The sequence below is a fragment of the Rhodococcus sp. 27YEA6 genome, from assembly GCF_044908235.1.
Taxonomy (GTDB): domain Bacteria; phylum Actinomycetota; class Actinomycetes; order Mycobacteriales; family Mycobacteriaceae; genus Rhodococcus_F; species Rhodococcus_F qingshengii.
In genome coordinates, this window is sequence record NZ_JBIYCY010000006.1 from 1 (window position 1) to 24,719 (window position 24,719).

Consider the following 24,719-nt stretch of genomic DNA (forward strand, 5'->3'; position numbering starts at 1 on the left):
AACATCTCCACGATCAGCAACACCATCCGCGACTGCAACTCGTGTCGGGCGCGCACCAGATCCAGAACCTCACCCTTGAGGTCCTCGCCATCCAGTTGCCACGCTTCCCGACTGTCCATGCTCAAAACATACTTTCGAGAACCAGAGACAAAACGGACGACTTATATCGCCAACGCGGCCCGATGCCCCTCGATGACGGCCGCGTGCGAACGCCTCGGAGACAAGGCGTCACCGATGCGAAATTTCTCGAAACAGCTTCCCTGCAAGGTGTTCCACAACTCGTCGACAGGTTCCTGCTGTGTCGCGAAGACCACCCAGTCGACTGCAACTTCCTCGGTCACACCCGTCGGAAGGTGAACCAAGCTCACGAGCGGCGAGGCCCCAGCGCTCACCGAAGTCACCATCAGATCTGCCCGTTGACCGATCGACTTCTCGAACGCCCGGCGGTTCCACCCCTCGAAATCCAGGGTGATGCTCAGGTCCTGCGCGACCACCATGCCGTTGGTCGCGATCGTGACGGCACAGCCTCGATCAGCGAGGAACTCCGCCACCGACGTACCTTGATGGAATCCCAGTTCGTCGTAGACGAGCACCGTTCCACTCGGCAGAATCTTGCCGTCGAGAACGTCTCGAACACCCACCACACGCTCTGATCCACCCGCCCACGCCGGTCGCACAGGCCGCGCTCCGGTTGCAATCACGACCACCTCGGGCGCGCGCTCCTTCATGATCGCGAGATCAGCTCCAGCATCCAACTCGATCGTCACACCGCTTCGGCGACACTCAGATTCGAGATTCCGGACGAGGTCGGCGAGCTCACGGCGAGCCGGTACCACCGAGGCGGTAAGAATCTGTCCCCCAAGTCTTCGTTCACGCTCGAACAGCGTCACCGCATGACCTCGCTGGGCCGCTGTAGCCGCAGCTTGCAGGCCGGCCGGGCCACCACCGACCACCACCACCGTGCGGCCCCGTCGCCGCGGCATCGGCAGCGGTACCGATTCCCGACCGGCGCGCGGATTTGCGGTGCACCCCAACCAACGTCCCAGACCCATCCGCCCGACGCATTCCTGGTTGCACGACAGGCAGGTTCGCACCTGTACCGATTGACCAGCACGCGCCTTGTTCACAAAATCCGGATCGGCGATCTGCCCGCGAACTACGCCCACCAGATCGCATACACCGTCCTCGAGTGCAGCTTCGGCTTGCTCCGGCGTCTTGAAACGGCCGACTCCGACGACTGGAAGATCGATGACCTCCCTGATCGCAGACGGGACGAAGTTGGCGTAGCCGGTGGGTACAGCCATCGATGCTTCGACCAGATGCAGTGTTTCCGTGGCCATTCCGACGGTGGTGTTGATGTAGTCGACGTGACCGTCAGCTTCGATGAGTTGGGCGGTGGTTACCGCGTCGGACAGTTCGATGCCACCCCGCGTTCCTTCGTATCCACTCAGGCGCACACCGAGCACACGATCCGGGCCGATGGCCTTACGCAGTACCCCGAGCACTTCGAGAAGGAAACGCGCACGATTCGCCACGCCCCCGCCGTAGCGATCAGTGCGCAGGTTGGTCGAGGGTGCGAGAAACGCGCGCACGATGGACGACTGCGACGCCTGCAATTCCACCCCGTCGAAGCCACCGGCAACGCAGTTGCGCGCAACAAGGGCGAACCCTGCGAGAATCTCGGCGATGTCCGCGTCGTCGACAGCCTTGGGCACCTCGCGGAACAACGGATCCGCAACGGCGCTCGGCGCCAACAGCGGCGATCGCGAATAGGTTCCAGCGCCCTGACCCCCATTGTGGTTGATCTGCGCGAGAATCGACGAACCATGCGCATGAACGGCGTCGGTGATCCGCCGGTATCCCTCGATCGCTTCCGGCCGATAGCCCGCAATCATCTTCTCGTACGGTCGATCCGAAGGATGCGTCGAGTGCTCCTCGGTGATGATCAGACCCGCACCGCCGCGTGCCCGCGCCTCGTAGTAGCTCGCGTGCTGCTCCGTCGGCAACCCGTTCTCCGCGTAATTGGTCAGGTGTGCGGAGAACACGACCCGATTGCGGAGTGTCAGGTTGCCCAGGCGCAGTGGCGCGAAGAGGCGCGGGTACGGCGTCATCAGACCTTGGAGTTTCCTTGATCGAGCGCGATATGACTTGCCGTGACGGTGCGGGAACCGTCACCGGCGAGCCACAGGACGGTATCGGCGATCTCGTCAGGTTCGGCGAAAGCGATGTCCGAGAGGATCGGAGTGAAGTTGGGAAGGTACTGCGGAAACTTTGCAAATACCTCGAGAGCGCCCTGGTCGACCCCCATCGGCGTATTCACTCCGTAAGGATGGATCGAATTGACCCTGATCTTGTACTCCCCCAGTTCCTTTGCTGCGGCCTGCGTCAGACCGACGAGACCGAACTTGGCGCTCGCGTAGTGCGCCTGTCCGGGCAGCGCCTTGAGTCCGGCCACCGAACTGACCACGATGATCGATCCACCGCGCCCACCCTCGATGATCGCCGGCACCGAGGCCTTGAGGGTTTTCCAGACTCCGGTCAGGTTGATGTCGATCAGGGTTTCCCACTGCTCGTCCGACATTTCCCAGAATCGATTCCAGTTGCAGACCCCGGCGTTGGCGACCACGATGTCGAGACGTCCGAACTGTTCGACGCCGTCCTTGACCACCGCGGTGAGCGCTGCGCCGTCACGGACATCGACCTCACGGGCGAGGATCTTCCCGCCCTCCGCTTCCACCAGACGTATCGTCTCGGCAAAGTCCTCGGAAGTTGCTGCGTCGTAGGAATTGTCCGACGCCACCGACGCGCATACGTCGACCGCGATGATCGCTGCTCCCTCGCGCGCCATCTTGACCGCGTGCGCACGTCCTTGACCGCGCGCTGCGCCGGTGATGAAAGCAACGCGACCTTCGAGCGAACGAACTGAACCCTGTGTCATGAGATAGCCCTCTCTGCAGAATTGAAACTCGTTCTAGTAGTAAACCCTGCAAAGCGCCCTTCGCGGATGGATTCGAGAACAGTTCTCGGGGCAACCGAGTCGCCCACCTGAATGTCGGCCTCTTCCTTCAGCGTTTCGTTCGGCAGACGAGGCGAGCAGTCGATCACCACCTCGCACTCGAGCTGTGACCGCTCGCCGGTATGAATGTGTTCGACGCAGACGGCCCCTCGAGCGATTTCGGTGACACGTGACGCGAGCACCCTGGTGACCCCGGCCTGCTGGATGCGCGTGTTGGCGCCGACCAGATCCCCACTCGCACCGAGCCTCGAACCGACGATGCTGTCGGGAGTCACAATCGAGACGGAGATGCCATGGGCCGCGAGTGCTTCTGCGAGCGCCACCGCGATCGGTCCACCGAGGGGATCGATCAGCGCGACCGGACCCGGCCCCACGGTGCTCAACTTCTCGAAGGCTTCCGACGCATCCAACCATCGAACCGAATCGTCGACCGGATACGTCGGCGGCCTCGCAGCACTGCCGGAGGCAACGACAACAAACTCGCCCCGGCTGCGTGCGTCACCCAGGTCTTGGGCGTCGAGCGCCGCCCCGGTCCGCATCGTCACGCCGCTACGACGGCATTCGTCCTCCAACCACTGCGCGAGGAGTGCGAACCGGCTACGGCCGTCACCTCGCGCAAAAGTTCGGATCATGCCGCCGAACTGCGATGAACTCTCGACGAGTGTGACCGAGTGCCCCGCCACCGCCGAGATCCGTGCGGCTTCCATCCCAGCGGGGCCACCCCCCACGACCAGCACGGCTCCCGGTGTCGAAATCTGCTCTCGCTCATCGGGGTCCACCGTCTCGAAACCCGCGCTCGGATTCCCGACGCACGTCACGACAGGATTGCGAGGATCACGCACGAGGCACGTCTGATTGCAGAGCACACACGGCCGGGGACGATCGCCGCGCGCGGCTTTCACGACCAGGTCCGGGTCTGCGATCTGGGCCCGGGTCATCTCGACGAACTCACCTACTTCCAGCGCCGCGTGAGCGTCGGCGATGTCCACGACGCTCCCCTGCACGACAACAGGAATCGACAGAGCGGCCTTGATCTCACGGCACAGATCGAGGTTGAAGTTCGGCGGGCAGTGAAAATCGGGGCGGTACCGGTCGGACGAATAGAGTCCGCCACGAACGACGACAAGGAGATCGAGGAACGGAGACACTTCACGCGCGATACCGATGGCAAGATCGGGCGTCAGGCCCGCCCATGGAGCTTCCTCGTCACAGGACAACCGCAGGGAGACAACGTGATCCGACCCGACTTCCTCGCGCACTGCCGAGATGACCTCGCGAACAAGAGCAACGCGATCGCTACCGTATCGGTCTTGCCGAGTGTTGGTCAGACCCGAAAGGAATTGTCGCAGAATGCTTCGAGGACCGGCATCGAGTTCCACTCCGTCCATTCCCGAAGCGACGGCCAGCGCCGACGCCTCACGGAAGCCGACTATCAGCTGGTCGATTTCCGGCTGCCCCATTGCCATCGGCAACTCACGCGTCGCCGGGTCGGCCACTCTTGACGGTCCCCACAGCACCGACTGGGAGTATGCGCTCGATCCCTGCATGCCGGTATGACCGAGCCCGGCCAGAACCAGCGTTCCGTACGGAGCACATGCAGCCGCGATCGACTGCCACCCCGGGCCACATTGCGACGCCAACGGCGCCCGCTCGTACGGCCAGTCGTTCTCCGATACCGAGGCCACTTCGGTGACGACGATCCCGGTTCCGCCCTCGGCGCGGCGCTGGTAGTACGCACGGTGCCGATCGGAAAGCGAGCGTCCCACAGCAAGATTGGTCTCGTGCGGACCGAAAACAACCCTGGACCGGACGAGGCGTCCGGCCAGGGTCGTGTGTTCGTCGAGTGTCAACTCACAGCTCTATCGGAGCCGTAATCTCAGCTGGCACCCAATGTGCGTGTGAAGCCTTCCGGAATCACCAGGTCCGCCGGGCTCAGTTCGGTGATGGACGAGTGGCCGAGGCCCATCAGCCCCGAGTCGATGCCCATCCGCATGAGGTCGAGCACGTTCTCGACACCGGCCTGGCCGTTGGCCGAGAGGCCCCACAGGTAGGCGCGCCCGAGCATGACGGCCTTGGCTCCGAGTGCGAGCGCCTTGACGACGTCGCCGCCGCGTCGAATGCCGCCGTCGAGAACAACTTCCACCTGATCGCCCACGGCCTCGGCAATGCCCGGGAGCACACGGATCGGCGCCGGGGTGCCGTCGAGGTTGTTACCACCGTGGTTGGAGACCGAGATAGCGGAGACACCGGCGTCGACAGCTCGCTTGGCGTCGTCGATGCGCATGATGCCCTTGAGCATGAACGGTCCACCCCACTGCTCACGAAGCCAGGCGATGTCTTCCCACGTCGGAAGCGGAGTCTGCATCCACTCGCCGTATGCGCCGAAGAACGTCGGTGCAGGCTGGCCGGGAGCCGCGAGGTTGGGGGTGGTCAGGTCCGGGATCTTGCCGGTCTTGGCGAACTCGAGCAACCACTTCGGGCGCATGATTCCCTCGGGTGCGAACTGGAACATCGCCTTGAGGTCCATCTTTTCGGGGATGGACGGGCTGCCCCAGTCGCGACCGTACGAGAAGGACCAGTCGGTGGTGATGATCAGGCCCTTGGCACCGGCAGCGCGAGCGCGCTCCATACGCTGCAGGAGCACGTCGCGGCTGCCGACCCAATACATCTGGAAGAAGACCTGCGGGTTGGCCGCGGCAACTTCTTCGATGGACTTGCTGGCAAAAGAACTCAGTCCGATGGCTGTTCCCCGTGCTGCAGCCGCACGGGCTACCGCTACTTCACCGTCGGGGTGCACTGCCTGCACACCGGTCGGTGAAATCATGACGGGCAACGAAATGTCCTGGCCCATAATGGTGGTGGACATCTCGCGCTTGTCCGACAGCCCGGCAGCGTGGGGAGCGAAACCCAATTCGCTGAATGCCGCGACGTTGTCGTCGACCGTCAGCCCTTTCTCGGATCCCGCTACCAACGCCGCGTACACGGACTTGGGCAACCTCTTCTTCGCGCGGCGCTGTGCTTCTGCCACCGTCTCGAAGAAAGCATTCTTAGCCATTGAACTGACCTCTCTGGGGTGCAGCTTTCGCCGCACTGTCGGTATCGCGCAGTAGTTACTGCATTCCCGCAAGCGGGTTTTCGTCACAAATCTTGGCGGGCGGACGCATCATCAGTGTCAGTGGCACCGATGCACGTGGGGTCTTACGTTGACCGGAACGGGAGTGGTCGACACTGGACTTCGGGACCTCTCCCGCCGACGCCAGTGCCATTTCACCGTTGCCGATGACGCACTCGGGGTCAGGTCCGTCCATCGGCAGTCCGGTGAAGAACTTGGCCGCCATGCAGCCGCCGCGGCAGGAGTCGTAGTGGTTGCACTTGCTGCAGGCGCCACCGGTTTGGGGCGATCGCAGCTCCTCGAACAGGTCCGAGTGCTGCCAGACTTCCTGGAATCCACCGTCTTTCACGATGTTTCCGGCGAGGAACTGCTCGTGAATCGCGAAGGGGCATGCGTACACGTCACCGACCGGGTCGATCAGGCACACGACGCGGCCCGCGCCACAGAGATTGAGACCGGGCAGTGCATCGCCGAAGGCGGAGAGGTGGAAGAACGAGTCGCCCGTCAGGACGCCTTCGCCATTGGCGACCAGCCAGTTGTAGAGCTCACGCTGCTGCTCCGGACGCGGGTGCAGGTCGTCCCACACGTCGGCGCCGCGGCCCGAAGGACGCAGTCGAGTGATGCGCAGGGTCGCGTCGTACTTGTCCGCGAGAGCCTTGAACTCGTCGAGCTGACTGACGTTGTGCCGGGTGACGACCACCGAAATCTTGGCGTCCTTGAAGCCGGCTTCCTTCAGGTTCGCGAGAGCGCGCTCGGCCATCGCGAACGAACCAGGCCCGCGCACAGCGTCATTGACCTCAGCGGTGGCACCGTCGATGGAAATCTGCACGTCGACGTAGTCACTGGCTGCGAGGCGCGCCGCGACCTTCTTGTCGATCTTCACGCCGTTGGTGGAGAACTTCACACCAACTTGGTGGTCGGTCGCGTAGTCGACGAGCTCCCAGAAGTCGGAGCGTACCGTCGGCTCGCCGCCACCGATGTTGACGTAGAAAACCTGCATACGCTGCAGCTCGTCGATGATGGACTTGCACTGTTCGGTGCTCAGCTCGTTGGGGTCACGACGACCCGACGACGAAAGGCAGTGCACGCAGGACAGGTTGCAGGCGTAGGTGAGTTCCCACGTCAGGCAGATGGGGGCGTCGAGTCCGAGTTCGAACTGATCGACGAGGCGACCCACCTTGGCGGGCGGGGAGGGCTGTTCAAGAACTGAGGTCATGGCTGTGTCCTCGCGAAGAAATGAAGCGGGCGAACGTGCGGAAGGGCTGTTCCGCACGTGGGGGCGAGCGTCTGGCTCAGACAGGCACGATCATGTGCGAGTCGGCGAGAGTGCTCAGCGCGCGGGCATATTGGGGAGCCGCGTCATCTTCGATGCCTTGCGCACGTAGTGCGGACCGGACATCAGGATGGTCTGGCAACGCCTTGACCACCGCAACGATGGTCGTGTTCTTCAGGAACGACAGCTTGCGTGTTCCGAAGTGGTAGAGCAACGCCCCGAAAGGTTCGGGGCGAAGCGCTACCTGCGGGTGGAGTTTCCACCCCGCATCGAGATCCAAAGCAGACACGGTCAGTACACGCCGCACATGCCGTCGATGGAAACTTCCTCCACGAGGGACTCCTCGACGAGGTCGTTCTCGAGCGCCTTGTTGTCACGATCTGACATGGATTCCTCCTGCGGTCGCACTCCGTCTGGAAGTCTGTAGATCAGACTTCCAACCTGGGAGTTGGTGGTCACTAGTGGGACTTCACTGTGACTCGGTTCACCACTGTAATGGCATCGAGTGCAGAATGACACACATGGAGCGAAAAAAGTATGCGTAGCCGCAAGAAACCGTCCGCTCGGATAGGTCGTCGCCCCTCCACAACGAAGGAGGGAATCAGCACGATCGGGATCGAACTGTTTTCGACAGTCGGCTTCAACGAGGTGAGCGTCGACCAGATAGCCGACGCCGCCGGCATCGCGCGTCGGACCTTCTTTCGCTACTTCCCGTCCAAGAACGCCGTCCCCTGGGGAGACTTCGACGGACATCTCGACGAGATGCGCGAGCACCTGGATTCACTGCCCGCTGATATTCCGTTGGTCGACGCACTCGAATCCGCATTGTTGACGTTCAACACCTTCCCACCGGAAGAGACTGCGGTACATCGCAAACGGATGGAATTGATCCTCGAAGTTCCGACGCTTCAGGCATACTCTGTGGTGATGTACGAAGGTTGGCGGCAGGTGGTCGCCGACTACGTCGCACGCCGAATGAATCTCGAGCCGACCGATCACGGCCCACGCACGGTCGGCTATCTTCTGCTCGGGGTCGCGATGTCGGCGTACGAGCAGTGGCTCACCGACGATTCACTCGAGCTACCGGAACTCTTGAAAACAGGTACGCAGTCCCTGCGGACCGGTATCAGCACCTGAGAAAGCATCACCACCTGAGAAAGGCGATCATGTCCACCATCACGAACGAACCCGTCCTGGATTCCCTGGCGCCGTCGACGCCGGGCTTGTGGTCGTTCGGACATGTCACCGTCGAACGCGTCGAGTCCGGTCCGATCTCGCTCGATCGCCGAGGCGGTCGCCTCCACGTCAGGCACTCCCTCACTCCCGCCGATCTGAGTGAGCGACTCGTCGCCGGAGTCACCTCGTCGATCCAGGACGCGGAGTTCGGTCAGGACGAATTCGAGTTGACGATGGTCGGCCTGGTTCGCTCCACCGTGGACGGCGCTCTCGAATCCTGGACCACCTACTACCGGAACTCCCTTGCCGAACTACTGGACGGCACTGCAGATTTCGCGCCGATTCACGACAAAGCCGAAGAGTTGGTCCGCGGTTCCGTGCTCGATCTGGGTTCCTGCTTCGGTTTCCTGCCCCTGCGGCTCGCGCGCGCCGGAATGGACGTGACCGCCACGGACATCCTGCCCGGAACGATGATCCTGCTCGACGCGGTTGCCCCCGAACTCGGCATCACGATCGACACGGTGATCTGCGACGCGGGTGAAGTACCGGCACCGGACAACAGCGCCGACACCGTCACCGCGATTCATCTCCTCGAACACGTCGACGACGCAGTCGGCGAGGCCGTGATCGCGCAAGCACTCCGGATCGCGCGTCAACGGGTCGTCATTGCCGTCCCCTTCGAAGACGAAGCCACCGCGTGCCACGGCCACATCCGCACTTTCGATCTCGAGTCACTGCGTGCGGTCGGCCGGCAGAGCCGTGTGCCGTTCGAGGTATTCGAGCATCACGGCGGCTGGTTGGTGCTGGACGCATCGGCCGCCTGAAAAGAACTAGCCTTCTTTCAGCGTATGGGCGACAAGCGCATTCGCGTGCCCATGACCCATACCGTGCTCCGACTTCAACCAGTTGACCAATTCCATGTGCTTCGTGAGGTCTGAGCTTCTGATCAGCTCTTGCCATTCACCGATCGGCCGACCGTACTTCTTCTCGATCGACGGAAAATACGACGCCGGGCCTTTCACGGGTTCAGTCATGACCGGAATCTACCTCCACCGCCCGACAATATTCGCGCACCGGCGGCGCCCGCATGTCCGCACCTGCGGAATCACTGGGTAGACACGCGACCATCGCATTATGGTCGAAGAACACCCACCCGAGAGCACAGGAGTTCAGCGATGCGACTGTCCACACGAAATCAACTCACCGGCACCATCACCGAGGTCAACCTCGGCACCGTCATGGCGACGGTCAAGGTGAAGTTGGACGGCGGGAATCAGATTGTGACCTCGTCGATCACCCGCGATGCCGCACTGGATCTCGATCTTGAACCAGGCCAAGCCGCAACGGTATTCGTGAAGTCCACCGAGGTGACGATCGGCGTCGAGTAACTGGCGAGCGATGTGATCAGGGCCGGGTGAGATGCGTGGTCATCGTGTAGTCCTTGCTCGGCCCCGTCACGGTCCAGACGACAGTCCAGGTCGATCGATCTCCGGCAGTGACGTCGATTCGCCCGCGGTAGGTATCCGCACCGCACAGGTGCTCGACTTCCTCCCCCGGCGCCCAGTCGTGGAACTCTCTGCCGTCTTCGAATGTCACGGCCCACTCGAGGCCGCGCTCGGCAACGAACAGAGTTCGGAACACGGGTAATTCCAGGTCGCCGTCACGCAGCGTGCCGCTCTCGTACCAGCGCATCCGACCGTCACCGGCGTCGGTGATAGTGGTCTCGCCGAATACAAGCTTGGTGGAACCGGAAAGGCGGTCGACGATGTCCCGCTCGAAGTGCCACTTTCCTACCAGCGCCCTCGGCTCGATTTTCGCGTCGTCGACCATGTGGCGATTCTAGTGACCCTGCATTGCCCGACGACACCGGAGACCGACTCGAACACACTGCGAGAGTATGTTCCGAGTACACCCGGAACACGCAGGAGATTTTCACAACCATGAACGATTCGGCCGCCCTTCACAAACGCGCAGTGTTCGCCGAGGATCTCGAGATCGGCCAAGTGATCCCATTGGGTTCGTATTCGGTGACCGAAGAGGAAATCGTCGAGTTCGCAACACAGTGGGATCCCCAGTGGTTTCACGTCGACAAGGAAGCCGCCGAGTCCGGCGTCTTCGGCGGGTTGATCGCCAGCGGGCTGCACACCCTGTCGATCTGCCAGAAGTTGGTGGTCGCCAGTCTCTACGACCAGTGGAACGTGATCGCCGGGAAAACCATGCGCGACGTGAGCTTCCTCCGTCCGCTTCGCCCCGGTGACACCCTGAGCGGAAAGGTCACCGTCGACAACGTCGTGTTCGACAATCGCGCGCGAGGATTGGTGACCATCACAGCGAAATTGGTCGATGCACACGGCAATCGCGTTCTCGACGTGGTCACTGACGCCTACCTGCACTGCCGCTCGACTCGCGGACAGTGAATTATCGGTAAATTTCGCACCACACTGTCCGAATTGCCGTACTTTCAGTGACGTTGCGACGCAACAATACCCATCCCTGCAATCAGGAGTTCCTCACACATGAGCAGCCTCGGCGAGATCAATCCTCTCGGCATTCTTCAGATCCTCATCTACATGCTCTTCGGTGGGTCGTCCAGCACTCCCGAATAGAACCTAGCTTGCCATAGCCATAGTCAGCACCTAGGGTGCTGACTATGGCAATTACTAGTCAGGCATCAGTGGCGGCCGCGCCGTCGACCGACGCAGCGCGTCATCACACCGAATTCGACTCCAGTTGGCGGAGTTTCGACGGCATCCAGGGCGGACTCGCAATTGCACGGATGCTGCGGGTGGCGGCCGACGCGTCCGGAGCCGAACCGCTGACAGTCACGGCGCATCTGGACCGCCCCGTTCCTCCTGGGCCGGCCGAGTTGACTGTCGGCGAGATGCGGGGCGGGCGGACCGTCAGTTGCCACGTCACGCTGACCGGTTCGGGATCCGCTCTCGTTCGGTTGGCCCGCGACATAGGAGCTACAACAATGTCCGCCCCTGTCGCCGAACCGGCTCCGGCCGACCCGTCAACCCTGCCGCCGCTGGAGATCCCGGTGGATTTTGTGCCGTTCGCCCAGCACCTCGACATCCGGCCGATCAATTCCGCGAGGCCGTTCGCCGGTGGCGACTCCCCTGAATTCGACGTCTGGATCCGCCTGCTCACAGACCTCGATTTCACGGCCCAAGAGCGCGCCGCGGTCCTTCTCGACGCGCTTCCGCCCGGACTGTTCGCGACACTGACGATGCCCGTGGCCATACCGACCATCGAGTTCACCGCGCATTTCACCCCGGAGCACCTCACGGCAGATCCCCGAACGCTGTCACCGTGGTATCGCCTACGCCACGGGACTGCCTGGGCGACGGACACTCTCTGTGTTGACGAATCCGAACTATTCGACTCGACCGGACGACTTGCTGCTCGGGCTCGCCAGCTTCGTCGAATTCTGAGTTGAGTTTCAGCTCTCCTACACCTGGAGGTCGCGACGACGGAACGCAACAAGCGATGCTGTCGAAAGCACCACTGCCACAACGATCATTGCCAGCAGTGGCAGAACTGTCACTGGCTCGGCAGGGGCACCCGGCACGTGAGTGTAGGGCGACAGATCCAGCACTACCTGCGGAAGCTTCAGCAACGTGCCGAGTTGCCCGAGCACGATGCATGCCGCCAAGATTCCCCAGGAGAGCGCCGACGCGTACGTCGGAAACAGTCCGAAAGCCAACGACACCAACCCCACGACTACGAGCACCGCAGGCAGATAGGCCAACGCGGCGCCAGTCATACGAAGTGTGTTGCCGCCGATGTCGTCCGTGACGAGCCCGAAGGCAAAACCGGTGAAGGCACCCATCAAGACGTGCGCGAGGATCACGCCGCCCACAACCACACCCAGGTGGGAAAGCATCCACCTCCACCGCGACAAAGACGTTGCCAGCAACGGTTCGAGCCGTCCCGATGTTTCCTCGCCCCGCATCCGGAGAAGACTCTGGACCGAATACGCCGCGATGACTATCGACGTGAGCCCCAGAGCAGTGGCCAAGTAGGAATCCACCAGATCCGATCCGCCGCCGCCAAGTTTCTCGAACATCTCCGCGGTCTGCTGCGACGATCCCACCATCGCGTCGATCTCGTTGCCCACAGCGCCGTACGCGAACCCGAGTATGACAACGGCAAAGATCCACCAGAACATCGTCATTCGCTGCATGCGCCACGCCAGGCCCCAGGCCGACGGTAGCCACGATGCCGCGACTGGCGGGCCGGGTCGGGGCTGAACGAGTCCCGCTCCCTGATCGCGATGGCCGATGAGAACAAAAGCCACCACCACGTGCACAGCCGCGAATCCGATCAGCAACAACAGGATCCACCAGGCGTCGTCGTCGAAAGGTCTGATCTGTTGTGCCCATCCGATCGGCGAGAGCCACGACAACCAGCCACTGACCACGCGAGTTCCGTCGTCGACGACCGTACTGTTCACGTCGCCGATCGCGCGCAGCATGAACGCAACGCCGATCGCGGCACCCGCCAGGCCGTTGGCCGTACGAGCACCGTCGGTGATCTGCGCCGTCACGGCTGCCACTCCGGCAAACGCGATTCCGGTCCCACCTATCGAGGCGCCCAACGCGAACGAACCGACGACAGGCAAACCGACGGCGATCGATCCCAGTGCAATTCCCAGTGCAAGAACGACGTTCGCACCGACCGTTACGATCAATGCGGAGGTCAGGAGCGCTCGTCGACCTACCACCGCTGCACCGATCATCTCGGCTCGGCCGGTCTCCTCGTTCTGTCGCGTATGGCGAACCACCGCAAGGGTGCTCATCAATGCGGCCACCAACGCGAACACGAGCACCGACTGACTGGCGACTATCGCGCCCTGCGAATCACCGGACACGATCCCGTTGGTCGCCAGCGCGACCGGCGATACCGCGGAACTGACTGCGATGTTTCGTAATTCCTCGGGTGTCGAGTACAGCCCGGTCACACTGGCGACAACCAGCAGCATGAACAAGACGATGGAGATAACCCACACGGAGAGCTGAATTCGGTCCCGCCGCAAAGCCAGCCGAACCAGTCGGCGTGTGCCGGTGAATTGACTTGCCGAGGCCGGTACCGGTGGAGCGGCCTCGACAACAACGGTCACGGCCGTACTCCGGTCTCGGCTCGCAGGTGTACCGAAGTCTCCCTGGCCCGTTCGTCACCGTAATGCCGCAAGAAAAGTTCTTCGAGAGTCGGCGGAGTGGAAGTGAGCGCCACGATTCCGAATCCGACCAAGTACGTCATGAGTGGTCCGAGTTGCGCGCTGTCGACTTCGCAGGTGACGTGGTTACCGTCGATCACCGCGTCGTGGACACCGCCGAGTCCGTCGAGTCCACCGATCGGACGCTGCGTCTCCGCCGCGACGGACGTGCGCGTGAGATGCCTGAGTTCGGACAGTGTTCCCTCTTCCACCGTTCGCCCGTCGCGGATGATGCTCACGCGATCGCACAGCGCTTCGACCTCGGCGAGGATATGGCTCGACAGCAGTACCGTCTTTCCGGCGTGAGCCACCTCCTCGACGCAGTCCTGGAATACCGCCTCCATCAACGGGTCGAGCCCCGATGTGGGTTCGTCGAGGACGTAAAGGTCGACGTCGGACGAGAACGCGGCCACGAGTGCAACCTTCTGCCGGTTACCTTTCGAGTACGTGCGCGCCTTCTTGGTCGGGTCCAATTCGAAGCGATCGAGCAACTCGCTGCGGCGTTTTCGGTCCAGGCCACCGCGCAGGCCCGCCAACAGATCGATAGCCTCACCGCCGGTGAGGTTGGGCCACAGATTCACGTCGCCAGGCACATAGGCGAGACGTCGATGCAAAGTGACAGCGTCTCGCCACGGATCGCCGCCGAGAACGGTTGCGTCTCCGGAGTCCGAGCGGAGCAGGCCGAGGAGCACCCGAATAGTGGTGGACTTTCCGGAACCGTTCGGCCCCAGGAATCCGTGCACTTCACCCGTCGAGACGTCGAGGTCGAGGCCGTCCAGCGCGCGGGTGGTACCGAAGGTCTTGACGAGGCTTTTCACTGAAATTGCCGCACCCATGAATTTGACCGTACGCCGATTTCACAAATGTGTGAAGATAGAAAAGACGGAAAGATCGAAGGGTTCCGATGACCGACACCAGCCACACCGTTGCACCGGACGAGAGCCGACACTATGTCGAGCGACTCTCACTCGTACTGAGCGACATGGGTTTTCCGCCGATGCCCGCCCGCGTCTGGGCCGCGTTGATGACCAGCGAGACACCCTCGTCCACGCCAGGAGATCTCGGATCTCGGTTGGGAGTGAGCCCCGCCGCCATTTCCGGAGCCGTCAGATACCTCCAGCAAGTCGGATTGATCGAGCGTGTGGCCGTCCCCGGATCGCGGCGTCAGCACTACTGCGTCAGCGTCGACATGTGGGCCGACGCGTTTGTCACGAAACAGTCCTCGCTCTACCAGGTCTCGGCAGTTGCGGACGAGGGCATACGAGTCCTCGGTGAAGGAACAACAGCCGGCGATCGAATGGCAGATCTGCGCGACTTCTTCGACTTCATGGCCGCGGAAATGCCGCGAATGCTCGCGGACTGGCGCTCCCGGCGAAAAGACCGGACACCTGGCAGGTAACTTCAGGTTTACCCGCAATTTCGGCGGGGTACCTCAATTCTCGTTCCAGCATGGTCAGGTGCGGTGTAATCGAGGAGTTGCTGATGAAGCTGTCGATCAGGGGCGCGAACACTTCACCGACTCCACCCTTCGCGCGTACCGCTTCACCCGAAACCTGTGAACGATCGATTTCCCTGAATCGCACCGCCGCCGAGGCATTCGCCGGTGATCACCATGCACTGTCGAAACTACTGGCCCGGTTGCACCCTCGCGTCGTTCTCTACTATCGCGCCAGACTCCTCGGGACGCCCGTCGCGACATTCGCCGACGATCTCGCCCACCAATGCACCCTGGACGTCGTCACACGAATGTCCGACACGATCTCGGCCGACACACGCATCGAGACCTTCGCGTACGAGTTGGCCTCTCGACGAATTGCGTCAATTCCCCAGTCACGCAACATCGACGGACAATTCAAACGCCCGCGTCGCCTGACCGACGACCAACGTGAGGTTCTGGTACTACGAATCGCAGTGGGTCTGACTGCCGAGATGACCGCGTCGACTCTGCGCACAACTCGTTCGAGCGTGCTCCTCCTACAGCATCAAGCGCTGCGCGCCTGGACGGTCTCCGAGCAGAGCTAGATCAGACCTTGCTTACTCGCGGCGTAGACGGCCTCTGCTCGACGGCTCACCTCGAGTTTGCGCATGATGTTGCTGACGTGAAACTTGACGGTGGTCGGTGAGATGAACAATCTCTCACCGATCTTGATGTTGGACAAGCCGTTTGCGAGGAGTCTGAGCACTTCGAGTTCGCGATCGGTCAATCGTTCTTTCGACGACGACTGCCCGTTGAGCGATCGCACGACAGCTGACGCGCTGCGCGAATCGAACGCACTCTCACCCCGCGAGACCGCCCTGATCGCACGCACCAATTCGGTGGTGTCGACGTCTTTGACGACATAGCCGCGAGCACCCGCGTGCACCGCTCGCACCACCAGTTGATCGTCGAGAAACGTGGTGAGAACCAACAGTCCGAGGCCGGGATGCGCCGAGGACAGCTGGCCACACAGGGTCAGTCCCTCGTAGTCGGAACTGGCGGAGAGTTTGAGATCCATCAGGACGATGTCCGGGCCGACCTTGTCGACCACGGCGAGTGCCTCGGCGAGGGACGACGCCTCCCCCACGATCTCGAGATCGCTTTCGCGCTCGAGAACCGAGCGGAGCCCTTGCCGCAGAATTGCATGGTCGTCGACCAGGACGATTCGAACCAATCCCTGAACCGGCGATGCTCCGCGGGTGATGACGGGACGCGCAGTGGTCATGATTCCTCGCTCTCGATTTCAGTTGTGGAGCAAAGGTTTTCCATGCCCGAGTCGAACGGCAGTGGTAGTCGCACGAGAATCTGAATCCCACCGATCCGCGCGCGCCGTACTTCGAGCGCACCACCCAACTCGAGTGTTCGCGCCTGCATGTTCGCGAGACCGCGATGGCGGCCGTCGACGTCGTTGGTGGCTGCGAGTTTGAGGATCAGACGCATTCGCGCAGGGTCGCCGTCACCGTCGTCGGAGACCGACAGCAACACGGAGTCCGCCCGATAGGTCAGACGTAGCACCGCCCGATTCGCATGAGCATGGACCGCTGCATTGAAAAGAGCTTCCCCAGCGATCCGGAGAAGAGCGTGTTCGGCATCGCCCGGAAGTTCGGTCGGGGTACCGCCGACGCGAACGCTCACCGCCAACTCGTCCGGCATGTGAACCACGCCGAGCTGCTCGAGCATCTCGGGCAACGACGTCCGGTCCGCGTCCGACGAATGATTGAGCGCGTAGATCGCCGAACGAAGCTGCTCGACCGCCCTCCTGGTCAAATCCTTTGCCAAGTCCAGCCTTTCACTGCGTTCAGCCTCCGGGATGTCGCTCCGGCAGACCTCGATCTGCATGCCCGCCGACAACACCGCCTGTGTCACACTGTCGTGCAGTTCGCGGGCGATCCGGTGACGTTCGTCGTCGACCACTTGGTGCCGGTGCGCCACTCCGAGTTGACGCTGAGTGGACTCCAATTCGCTGTTGCGCACCGCAAGGTCGGCTGCAGTACGATTGGCCTCCGCATACGCATCTTCGGCACGCTCGAGCAGTAGTTGTCCGCGCTGATAGAGCGCCGAATTCTGCAGAGCCACAGCAGTCTGGCTGGCCAGAATGCTGAGCACGGCTCCGTCCGTCGTGTCGAGGGTTCGGTTGGCCGGCGTCCAGGCTGCAAAGGCACCTACCACGCCGCCACCGAGCACGATCGGCACAAACGCGTAGTGCGCGTCGATCACCGAGTTGGATTCGATTCTTCCGTACCGGATGTCGTCGAGGCATTCGACGACATCCTCCGGAAGTGGCGGCCCCTCGACGTTGTCGACCAGAAAAGGGGTGGCGTCCGGGCCGAGAACCAGTCGCCGTGGTCCGGCGTCGGGCAAAGTTCCGTCAGCCAAGGCGAAGACTATCCAGTTGGCACTCAGATGCGCACGGGCAGCTTCCGCGACCGCGCAGACGAGGGTTTCCGGCCCCTCGACGGTGCGCACCAAAGCCCGCGAGATCAACTCCAAGGCATGCACGACGCGTTCGAGGCGCTCGGCCGCACCGCGATACTGCGGGTAGAACGAACTCTTACCCGATCGTAATCCGGTGAGCCGGGACAGGTCCGCGGTCATCGCCTGCACCAATTCACAGCGTCCATCTTCACAGCGTCCATCTTCACAGCGTCCATCTTCACAAGGCACCTCGGAACAACGCCACCATCTGTTCCTGCGTCGCTTCCCTGGGATTGGTGGACATGCAGGCGTCGAGCAACGCGAAGCTGGCGAGCCTACTCAGGTCTTCCTCGCGAACACCCAACTCCCCCAGCCCCTTCGGCACACCGACCTCCCGTGCGAGACGTTCGACACGGTCGGCCACTGCCAGCGCTGCTTCCTCCGGGGTGCCGCGCTGCTCGGGAAGACTCAGTGCCGCAGCGATGGCGACAAAGGGGGCGGCGTCCGTGGTGGAATTGAACCGGATGACGTGGGGCAAGAGAATTCCGTTGATGACGCCGTGCGGAAGGTCGAGCATGCCGCCCACCTGATGGCTCATGGCGTGCGCGGCTCCGAGTATCGCGTTGGTGAACGCCAACCCGGCCTCGAGGCTCGCCTGCGCCATCACCGATCGAGCTTCCATCTCCATCGGGTCCTGGATCGTGTGCACCAGATTCTCGGTCACGAGGCCGACAGCGCGGAGCGCGTGATGATCGGTCAACGGATTGTGCGCCAGTGAGACGAAGGCTTCGATTCCGTGCGTCAGTGCGTCCAATCCTGTTGCCGCATTGAGCCACTCGGGCATCGTCGTGAGCAACCGCGGATCGATGACCGTCACATCTGGAACCAGCGCCCGGCCGATGATGGTGATCTTGGTGCCGCGGGTCGTGTCCGTGACGATGCAGAACTGCGACACGTCCGCGCCCGTGCCGGACGTGGTGGGAACCATCACCAACGGTGGGATCGGTTTGGTCGCCTGATCTACCCCCTCGTAGTCGAGTATGTTGCCACCGTTGGCAGCGAGGACGGCTACACCTTTAGCCGCATCGATGACCGAACCGCCGCCGAGCGCGATGATGACGTCACACTCGCCTTCCTGGTACACCTCGAAACCGGCCGCGATCTCGAAGTCCTTGGGATTGGGCGTCAGCCCTGACCACACCGTCGCCGTCAATCCCTGCTCCGTGAGATGGTCTTCGAGTTCGCTGACCCATCCCGCGTCGATCAGACCGGGATCGGTGACCAGGAATGGTCGGAACCCGCCGAACCTCAGAGTCGCGTGTGCTGCCTCGACCAGGGAACCGATACCGAAGACGATCTCGGGGGCGTGAAATTTGACCAGTCGAGCAGCAGTGCCGCGGCGATGAACACCGTGGTTCACAGCATCCGGGTATGCCACGGACACGACCCCACTCTCCTCTCGCTGCTCTGAGATCTCCGGTCGGGATTTCGCATCCGTCGCTCTCAGCGCATCAACTCCCACGTGCACAAACTGGTGTGATCCACCTTACAATCGCTGGCCCCGAGCCTACGCGGAGAGCAGTCGGGGCACACCCACCGAAGGAGAGGCGCTTACCTACCCGTTCGGGCAGGTAAGGCGTCTCGGGAAAATGAATGGCGCGGCGGGAAGGTCCCGCTGTACTTTCGGTTGCGGCCAGAGTGGCCCGTAGAACCGATTCAGAAGGTGTTTATGACCCAGCCCGCGCCGAGCGCGCCTCTCGCCCCTGCACTGCCGGCAACCTCGAGGGTCACATGCTGATCCTCGAAACGTCGGACTGACAGCCGCGAGGCCCCCTCGGCCTGCTCCTACTGCTTTGTTCACTCAGCTAGGAGTTCTCCAGTGCCTCAATCACACAATTCCATCTCGAAAACCGACACCTTCTCGTGCATTCAGTGCGGACTCACAGTCATGACGTACGGCCCCGATGGTGATCGCCGAAACCACTGCCCCAGTTGCCTGCATTCCCGACACCTGTTCGACCAGGTGGAAGGTGGACCGTCGGACTGCGGAATGCGGATGGCTCCCATTTCGATCGCAGTACTGCGCAGTGGCGATTGGATGATCATCCACCGCTGCGCACAGTGCCTCGAGCTCACCTCCAACCCCGTCAGCCGAGACGACAACCAGTTGTTGTTGATGAGAATGGCAGTGCGGCCGCTCGCGCAACCGCCCTTCCCGCTCGAAGCCTTCGGCGACTTGTGAGAGGGAATCAGATGCCACGTAGGAATCCCAGCACCCACGCGCGGCGGGCACCGCAACGGGCCAAGCACGTACTGCACGGAATCGGCGGAGAACAGGGATCGAGCTTCCGTTGTCTCACATGCCGTTTGGACATCTCCACTGCGGCGCCGGGTACCGCTCATCGGAACCACTGCCCGAACTGTCTGGCCAGCCGCCACGTGGACGGTCGCGTTCCGGGCGACCGAGCACAACAGTGCCGAGGTGCCATGGCGGCGCTCTGCCTGTCGGTCCGGCAAGACGGTGAATGGATGCTCGTTCACCAGTGTGTCGAGTGCAATACGTTGAAAGTCAACAGGATTGCCGGCGACGACAACGTCTTGGTCCTGCTGCGCTTGGCGCTACGTCCGTTGGCAGACCCTCGCCTGCGCTCGCGCGCGTTGCTAGCGCTCTGATGATTCGTCCGGTGCAATCGTGCGGTTCTGCGCACGATTACACCGGACGAACACCACGAACACGATCCCGGCGAGCAAGCCCACCTCCGTCGGTCCGAGGACCAGTCCCGAGTACAGCCACGGGGCAGGTTCTGCCGGAAAGAGGTCCATGAATCCGGGTCCGGTGTATGTCGGTTCGGAAAACGGCTCCCGATAGGATCCTCCGGTGAGAATGTGCGGTGACGCCAACGACTTCCACCACCACTGAAACACGCCGAGCGCCACAACCCCACACACGGCGCCGAGCACTGTCAGCGCCGCGATCGGTCGCCAGATCGATCCCCTGATTTCGGACATGAGATCAAACTAGTTCACGACAGATCGCGCAGTGACATCGGTGAAGTGCACTGACATCAGCGAAGTGCGTGCCCCAGCTCGGCGGCCTTTGCCATCAGTTGCGCGGCATCTCGGGCAACAACAACCTCGTCGCAGATCTCCGAATACTCCGGCATCGCGCACGATGCCTGGTTCCAGTAACGCTGTGGTTCAGGCGTAATCCAGGCCAGACGGTGGACCTTTCGGCGGAGTTCCTCGAGCTTGTCCGCCTGCGGGGGCAACCCGTTGCACCGACCGTCGCCCACGATGATGACAGACGTCCGTGAGTTCAAGGTGTTTCCGTGCTCGTCCAACAATTCTGTGAGCACCCGCCCGTAATCGCTGCTGGCTTCCAGATCCAGACCCGGGTGCGCGAGTACCGCGGCCAGTGCGCCGTCACCACTACTGGCGAGAAGGGTGTCGGTCACGTCGACCGGACGATCGACGAAGGCGAGGACTTCACAACGATCTGCTCGGCGATGCATTGCCTGAGCCAAGCGCAGAGTGAACGCGGTGATGGGGCGCACGGACAGCGACACGTCGGCGATGAGAAGTAGTCGAACACGATCGGGGCGAGGAGCTTTCACGACGAGATGGAAGGGTATCCCGTCGGTGCGCAGGCTCGAACGCACCGTGCGCCGCATGTCGAGATGCCCACGAGAGCGCTCTCGGGGCCGCGGTCTGGACGGTCCTCTCATCCGCCGAAGCACTTCGTGGCACGCGAGTTCGATGTCGTTGTGCGTTGCGCCCGCAGCAGATTCGCTGTCGGGCGCATCGGGAGCGCTTTCGGCGAGTGCAGCGGCCGAGAGTGCTTGCACGAACGCTTCGACCGCCTCGACGAGCCGGTTCAGTTGCGCCTGCGTCAGCGGCCCGTCGTCGGAGACGTCCGCATACGCTTTGCTCGGGTCGTATGCATCCAGCCAGGCGAGGATCGACGTCGGATCGTCCCAGGACAACGAACCGACCACTGCTGCAGCAACACTGGTGCTCAAGTCGCCGACCACTGCCGATGCGGCACGGTCCACGTCGACCGTGTAGCTGACTCCCCGTCGACCGGTCTCCGAACCGGTATCCACCGACAGTTCCGCATCGCTGGACGTCATCGACACATCGTCGTCGTCCTTGTGCGGGTTGAACCCCTTCTCCGCTTCCGGAGTATCGAAGTAGTCGCCGACCTCGGCTGCACGCTCGTTGTACTCGGCATACCGGCCTACTTCTTGATCCTCGTCGATCCCCAGCGCGGTAGGCAGACCGTCCGCCACCTCGGCGCGCGAACCCATCCGCTCGCCGTGCGCTTTGCCTGCGGCCGGCCGAAACAGCGCGTCGAACGCCCGATCGAAACCGGCCTGCTCGTGAGAGTACTTGGCGCACACTGCCCGAAGACATGCTCGCAACGTCTCACGATCCGAAGCGCCGACCATCGCGAGAACACGCCGAACCTCGATGACCTCGGCCGGTGACGCGGAAACTCCGGCCGCCCTCAGCAATCGGCCGAAACTCGCGGACACCACGTCGAGAACAAACGACGGTTGCCACACGGCAAGGCCACCGAGCGTCGTCATCGCGTCGAACGGATTCCGCTGCCGCCGCGGATTCCCTGTTGATGAGGGTCACGTCCACCCGTGCCCCGGAACACGGCCGTCGTCGTGTTGGCGGGTTTGCTTGCCACCGTGGCCCGCTCGATCGGCTCGCCACCGTCACGCGACGGTGATTCGAGACGCTTTCCGTCGAATCGTTCCTTGGCCAGCGTCACATCGGACGAGTACTTGAGCAACGCCGTGAGCAGGATGTCGCGCACCTTGGCGTCGGAAGCGGTGTCGAATCCGCCGGCCGCGAGCACTGTTGCCGCCCTGGCCGCGTCGATGACCTCCGAGATGGACGGACTCTTGCGCAGCGGGAGGTCACGCAGGATGCGAGCCAATTCGACAACCTCGGTGGCCGTGGCCGCATCCACCTCAGGCGCTCGGGCCGTGACGATCTCGCGTTCACGCTCCGATGTCGGATAGCCGAGATGGTAATGCAGACAACGACGCTTGAGTGCGGGTGAGAGCTCGCGGGTGTCGTTGGACGTCAGGATGACCCAGGGCTGCGAGCGGGCAACGAACGTACCGACCTCGGGAATGGTGATCTGCTGTTCGGCGAGAATTTCGAGGAGCAGTGCTTCCATCGATTCCTCGGTGCGGTCTACCTCGTCGACCAGAAGCACTACCGGATCGGGTGAGAGGATTGCTTCGAGCAGCGGTCGTACGGACAGGAAGTTCTCGGAGTACAAACCGAAATCCTGATCGGCCAGAAACTTGGACGCTTCGGCGACGCTGTCGAATTCGGAAACCTGATCGCTGATCCGGTCGCGGAGCATCTGCACGTGCAGGAGTTGCTTCGCGTAGTCCCATTCGTACAGGGCGCGATTGTCGTCCAGCCCTTCGTAGCACTGCAATCGCACCAGTTTGCGGCCCCCGATCGCAGCCAGAGACTTCGCCAGTTCCGTCTTGCCGACACCGGCCGGACCTTCGAGCAGGAGCGGACGCCCCAACGCCGTCGCCAGATGAACGACTACCGCGAACTCGTCATCGGCAATGTAGTCCTGCTCTCGCAGAGCATCTTTCACTTCGATTCCGCTGGAGAAACTGCGACCGGACATGGAATACCTTTCATGGGGGGCAAGCCCCTGTGCGCCTTTTTGGTAGTGCGGGCTACCAAAAAGGCGCACGGGGCCGAAGGCCCTGCTAGAAGTACGACTTGTTGATCGCGTGATCGACAACCGGGATCATCGACTCCACGGTGACCTCACGGGGATTGCCCGGGGTGCACCAGTCGTCCTGAATGTGCTCGGAGATGGCGCGCACAGTCTTCTCGTCACCCTTGATGACATCACCACGGCCCTCGTACTTCTTGGTGTTCATCTGGTTCTTCGCGTACGAGTCGGTGCGAACCTGACCGAAGTTGTCGGGGATACCGACGTCCTTGGCCAGACGGATGGCAGCCTCGACGGCAGCATCTGCGGCCTGAACCGTGGTGAGGTTGCGAGTGTCGACACCGAGTGCGCCGGCCAACTGGGCGTAGCGCTCGTAGCGCGAAGGCAGGTTGTACTCCCACACACGCGGCAACGCGATGGCGTTGTTCAGACCGTGGTGGCTGTCGAAGAAGGCACTGACCGCGTGCGAGATCGAGTGAACGATGCCGAGGCCACCGGAGTTGAAGGCCTGCCCGGCAATGTACTGCGCGTTCATCATTCCCTCGCGGGCCTTGAGGTTGCGCGGCTCGAAGACGGCCTCGCGCAGGTTCTTCGCGACCAACTCGACCGAGTAGATCGCGTTACCGAGCGAAGGCGCGAAATCGAGACGAGACACGAAAGGCTCACTGCCGTGCGCGAGTACGTCGAAGCCGCAGTACGCGGTGAAATGCTGAGGGCAGGTGTAGTAGAGCAGCGGATCGTCGATCGCCAGGGTGACGATGGTCGCCTCGTCGAAGCCCACCCACTTGTGCGGGTTGTTCATGTCCGACGTGTCGGTGATGACGTACGCCCACGACGTCTCGGAACCCGTTCCGGCCGTGGTGGATACGGCGATATGGGGCGGGTTCTCCTTGTTGGTGGACTTGGCGAAGCCCTCGAACTCGTTGATGTTGCGACCGTCGTGTGCGATCACGACGCGAGCACCCTTGGCGGCGTCGTGGCTCGAACCACCGCCGATCGAGATGATCGAGTCGCACTTCTCCTTCTGGTAGAGAGCCGCGGCCTCCATGACGTTGTAGTCCTTGGGATTCGACTCGACCTTGTCGTAGAGCACGACCTCGACACCCTGGTACTCGATCTTGCCGACGAGTTCCTCGATGATGCCCGAACCGCGCAGACCGGTCGTCATCAGAAGGGTGCGCTTGAAGCCGAGGTTCTTGGCCTCCACCCCGATGATGTCGTGAGCGCCCACACCCATCAGGGCGCGAGGGAAGGGGTGGAACTCCTTGATGGGAAAGTCCCAGATCTGGTTGAGCTCGATAGCCATCGGT

Annotated in this window: 27 protein-coding genes; 9 read left to right on the plus strand and 18 right to left on the minus strand. The window is 62.4% G+C overall.

All coding sequences use genetic code 11. The features are described 5' to 3' along the window. Positions 1 to 161: 161 nt before the first annotated feature. The 7 genes from ABH939_RS17210 to mftA all read right to left on the minus strand — a co-directional run bounded on the left by ABH939_RS17210 (position 162) and on the right by mftA (position 7,788). Entirely contained in the window at positions 162 to 2,111 is a 1,950-nt protein-coding gene (locus ABH939_RS17210) for a mycofactocin system FadH/OYE family oxidoreductase 2 (RefSeq protein WP_404649876.1), read from the minus strand. Further along, on the minus strand, positions 2,111 to 2,938 hold the full coding sequence (locus ABH939_RS17215; protein ID WP_003941966.1) for a mycofactocin-coupled SDR family oxidoreductase: 828 nt from the start codon (positions 2,936 to 2,938) through the stop codon (positions 2,111 to 2,113). Before ABH939_RS17215 ends, ABH939_RS17210 begins: the two co-directional genes overlap by 1 nt. Beyond that, on the minus strand, positions 2,935 to 4,866 hold the full coding sequence (locus tag ABH939_RS17220) for a mycofactocin system FadH/OYE family oxidoreductase 1 (protein WP_404649877.1): 1,932 nt from the start codon (positions 4,864 to 4,866) through the stop codon (positions 2,935 to 2,937). Before ABH939_RS17220 ends, ABH939_RS17215 begins: the two co-directional genes overlap by 4 nt. Before the next feature lie 26 nt (positions 4,867 to 4,892). Beyond that, the gene (gene mftD, locus ABH939_RS17225; RefSeq protein WP_003942047.1) at positions 4,893 to 6,071 is read right to left on the minus strand and encodes a pre-mycofactocin synthase MftD; all 1,179 of its coding nucleotides are present in this window, start codon (positions 6,069 to 6,071) and stop codon (positions 4,893 to 4,895) included. Positions 6,072 to 6,126: 55 nt separating this feature from the next. Next, positions 6,127 to 7,344: a mycofactocin radical SAM maturase gene (gene mftC, locus ABH939_RS17230; RefSeq protein WP_003942089.1), complete on the minus strand. Its 1,218-nt coding sequence runs from the start codon at positions 7,342 to 7,344 to the stop codon at positions 6,127 to 6,129. 76 nt (positions 7,345 to 7,420) lie between these two features. Continuing rightward, a complete protein-coding gene (gene mftB, locus ABH939_RS17235) occupies positions 7,421 to 7,708 on the minus strand; it encodes a mycofactocin biosynthesis chaperone MftB (RefSeq protein WP_007728309.1) in 288 nt (95 codons plus the stop codon). Next, a complete protein-coding gene (mftA, locus tag ABH939_RS17240) occupies positions 7,693 to 7,788 on the minus strand; it encodes a mycofactocin precursor MftA (protein WP_063836238.1) in 96 nt (31 codons plus the stop codon). Before mftA ends, mftB begins: the two co-directional genes overlap by 16 nt. A 150-nt stretch (positions 7,789 to 7,938) precedes the next feature. Between mftA and mftR the strand changes: the two genes are divergently transcribed. Continuing rightward, complete coding sequence (mftR, locus tag ABH939_RS17245; protein ID WP_007728311.1) at positions 7,939 to 8,538, plus strand: mycofactocin system transcriptional regulator; 600 nt, start codon at positions 7,939 to 7,941, stop codon at positions 8,536 to 8,538. A gap of 29 nt (positions 8,539 to 8,567) precedes the next feature. Beyond that, the gene (gene mftM, locus ABH939_RS17250) at positions 8,568 to 9,401 is read left to right on the plus strand and encodes a mycofactocin oligosaccharide methyltransferase MftM (protein ID WP_058038123.1); all 834 of its coding nucleotides are present in this window, start codon (positions 8,568 to 8,570) and stop codon (positions 9,399 to 9,401) included. A 6-nt stretch (positions 9,402 to 9,407) separates the two neighbouring features. Here the strand turns inward: mftM and ABH939_RS17255 are convergent, their stop codons facing one another. Further along, positions 9,408 to 9,611, minus strand: coding sequence for a DUF4287 domain-containing protein (locus ABH939_RS17255; protein ID WP_007728313.1), 204 nt, complete (start codon positions 9,609 to 9,611; stop codon positions 9,408 to 9,410). A 141-nt stretch (positions 9,612 to 9,752) separates the two neighbouring features. Here ABH939_RS17255 and ABH939_RS17260 point away from each other — a divergent pair, with 141 nt between their 5' ends. Next, entirely contained in the window at positions 9,753 to 9,965 is a 213-nt protein-coding gene (locus ABH939_RS17260) for a molybdopterin-binding protein (RefSeq protein ID WP_003942061.1), read from the plus strand. A gap of 16 nt (positions 9,966 to 9,981) precedes the next feature. Here the strand turns inward: ABH939_RS17260 and ABH939_RS17265 are convergent, their stop codons facing one another. After that, on the minus strand, positions 9,982 to 10,407 hold the full coding sequence (locus ABH939_RS17265; RefSeq protein ID WP_054781287.1) for a DUF6314 family protein: 426 nt from the start codon (positions 10,405 to 10,407) through the stop codon (positions 9,982 to 9,984). Positions 10,408 to 10,517: 110 nt separating this feature from the next. Here ABH939_RS17265 and ABH939_RS17270 point away from each other — a divergent pair, with 110 nt between their 5' ends. After that, a complete protein-coding gene (locus tag ABH939_RS17270) occupies positions 10,518 to 10,994 on the plus strand; it encodes a MaoC/PaaZ C-terminal domain-containing protein (RefSeq protein WP_007728315.1) in 477 nt (158 codons plus the stop codon). 233 nt (positions 10,995 to 11,227) lie between these two features. Beyond that, on the plus strand, positions 11,228 to 12,016 hold the full coding sequence (locus tag ABH939_RS17275) for a thioesterase family protein (protein WP_404649879.1): 789 nt from the start codon (positions 11,228 to 11,230) through the stop codon (positions 12,014 to 12,016). 12 nt (positions 12,017 to 12,028) lie between these two features. Here the strand turns inward: ABH939_RS17275 and ABH939_RS17280 are convergent, their stop codons facing one another. Both ABH939_RS17280 and ABH939_RS17285 read right to left on the minus strand, forming a co-directional pair. Further along, positions 12,029 to 13,699, minus strand: a complete 1,671-nt coding sequence (locus ABH939_RS17280; protein WP_063314736.1) for an ABC transporter permease — start codon at positions 13,697 to 13,699, stop codon at positions 12,029 to 12,031. Beyond that, on the minus strand, positions 13,696 to 14,631 hold the full coding sequence (locus tag ABH939_RS17285) for an ABC transporter ATP-binding protein (protein WP_003942009.1): 936 nt from the start codon (positions 14,629 to 14,631) through the stop codon (positions 13,696 to 13,698). Before ABH939_RS17285 ends, ABH939_RS17280 begins: the two co-directional genes overlap by 4 nt. Positions 14,632 to 14,699: 68 nt before the next feature. Between ABH939_RS17285 and ABH939_RS17290 the strand changes: the two genes are divergently transcribed. Together ABH939_RS17290 and ABH939_RS17295 are read left to right on the plus strand one after the other, a co-directional pair. Further along, complete coding sequence (locus ABH939_RS17290; RefSeq protein WP_007728322.1) at positions 14,700 to 15,194, plus strand: GbsR/MarR family transcriptional regulator; 495 nt, start codon at positions 14,700 to 14,702, stop codon at positions 15,192 to 15,194. Between the two features lie 83 nt (positions 15,195 to 15,277). Beyond that, complete coding sequence (locus ABH939_RS17295) at positions 15,278 to 15,817, plus strand: hypothetical protein (RefSeq protein WP_007728324.1); 540 nt, start codon at positions 15,278 to 15,280, stop codon at positions 15,815 to 15,817. Here ABH939_RS17295 and ABH939_RS17300 read toward each other — a convergent pair. The 3 genes from ABH939_RS17300 to ABH939_RS17310 are packed head-to-tail and all read right to left on the minus strand — an operon-like array spanning position 15,814 to position 19,131. Continuing rightward, positions 15,814 to 16,497 (minus strand): MadR family response regulator transcription factor, encoded by a 684-nt coding sequence (locus tag ABH939_RS17300; RefSeq protein WP_003942005.1) that lies wholly within the window; start codon positions 16,495 to 16,497, stop codon positions 15,814 to 15,816. The two genes, ABH939_RS17295 and ABH939_RS17300, sit on opposite strands and share 4 nt — an antisense overlap. Next, a complete protein-coding gene (locus tag ABH939_RS17305) occupies positions 16,494 to 17,867 on the minus strand; it encodes a MadS family sensor histidine kinase (RefSeq protein ID WP_003941844.1) in 1,374 nt (457 codons plus the stop codon). The genes ABH939_RS17300 and ABH939_RS17305 overlap by 4 nt, the downstream gene beginning before the upstream one ends. Before the next feature lie 58 nt (positions 17,868 to 17,925). After that, entirely contained in the window at positions 17,926 to 19,131 is a 1,206-nt protein-coding gene (locus tag ABH939_RS17310) for an iron-containing alcohol dehydrogenase (protein WP_003942060.1), read from the minus strand. 435 nt (positions 19,132 to 19,566) lie between these two features. On the opposite strand from ABH939_RS17310, the gene ABH939_RS17315 reads away from it, so the two are divergent. Together ABH939_RS17315 and ABH939_RS17320 are read left to right on the plus strand one after the other, a co-directional pair. Beyond that, on the plus strand, positions 19,567 to 19,929 hold the full coding sequence (locus tag ABH939_RS17315; RefSeq protein ID WP_003941922.1) for an RNHCP domain-containing protein: 363 nt from the start codon (positions 19,567 to 19,569) through the stop codon (positions 19,927 to 19,929). 11 nt (positions 19,930 to 19,940) lie between these two features. Beyond that, positions 19,941 to 20,360 carry an RNHCP domain-containing protein gene (locus tag ABH939_RS17320; protein ID WP_404649880.1) on the plus strand — a complete coding sequence of 140 codons (420 nt, stop codon included), beginning with the start codon at positions 19,941 to 19,943 and terminating at the stop codon, positions 20,358 to 20,360. On the opposite strand, the gene ABH939_RS17325 is transcribed toward ABH939_RS17320, so the two are convergent. From ABH939_RS17325 to mdo, 4 genes are all read right to left on the minus strand, one after another. Next, positions 20,349 to 20,696 (minus strand): hypothetical protein, encoded by a 348-nt coding sequence (locus ABH939_RS17325; protein ID WP_404649881.1) that lies wholly within the window; start codon positions 20,694 to 20,696, stop codon positions 20,349 to 20,351. The two genes, ABH939_RS17320 and ABH939_RS17325, sit on opposite strands and share 12 nt — an antisense overlap. A 56-nt stretch (positions 20,697 to 20,752) precedes the next feature. Next, positions 20,753 to 22,276: a MadC family VWA domain-containing protein gene (locus ABH939_RS17330; protein WP_042453147.1), complete on the minus strand. Its 1,524-nt coding sequence runs from the start codon at positions 22,274 to 22,276 to the stop codon at positions 20,753 to 20,755. Further along, positions 22,273 to 23,355 carry an AAA family ATPase gene (locus ABH939_RS17335; protein WP_404649882.1) on the minus strand — a complete coding sequence of 361 codons (1,083 nt, stop codon included), beginning with the start codon at positions 23,353 to 23,355 and terminating at the stop codon, positions 22,273 to 22,275. The genes ABH939_RS17330 and ABH939_RS17335 overlap by 4 nt, the downstream gene beginning before the upstream one ends. A gap of 85 nt (positions 23,356 to 23,440) precedes the next feature. Beyond that, positions 23,441 to 24,715, minus strand: coding sequence for an NDMA-dependent methanol dehydrogenase (gene mdo / locus ABH939_RS17340; RefSeq protein WP_003942095.1), 1,275 nt, complete (start codon positions 24,713 to 24,715; stop codon positions 23,441 to 23,443). Between the last annotated feature and the right edge of the window lie 4 nt (positions 24,716 to 24,719).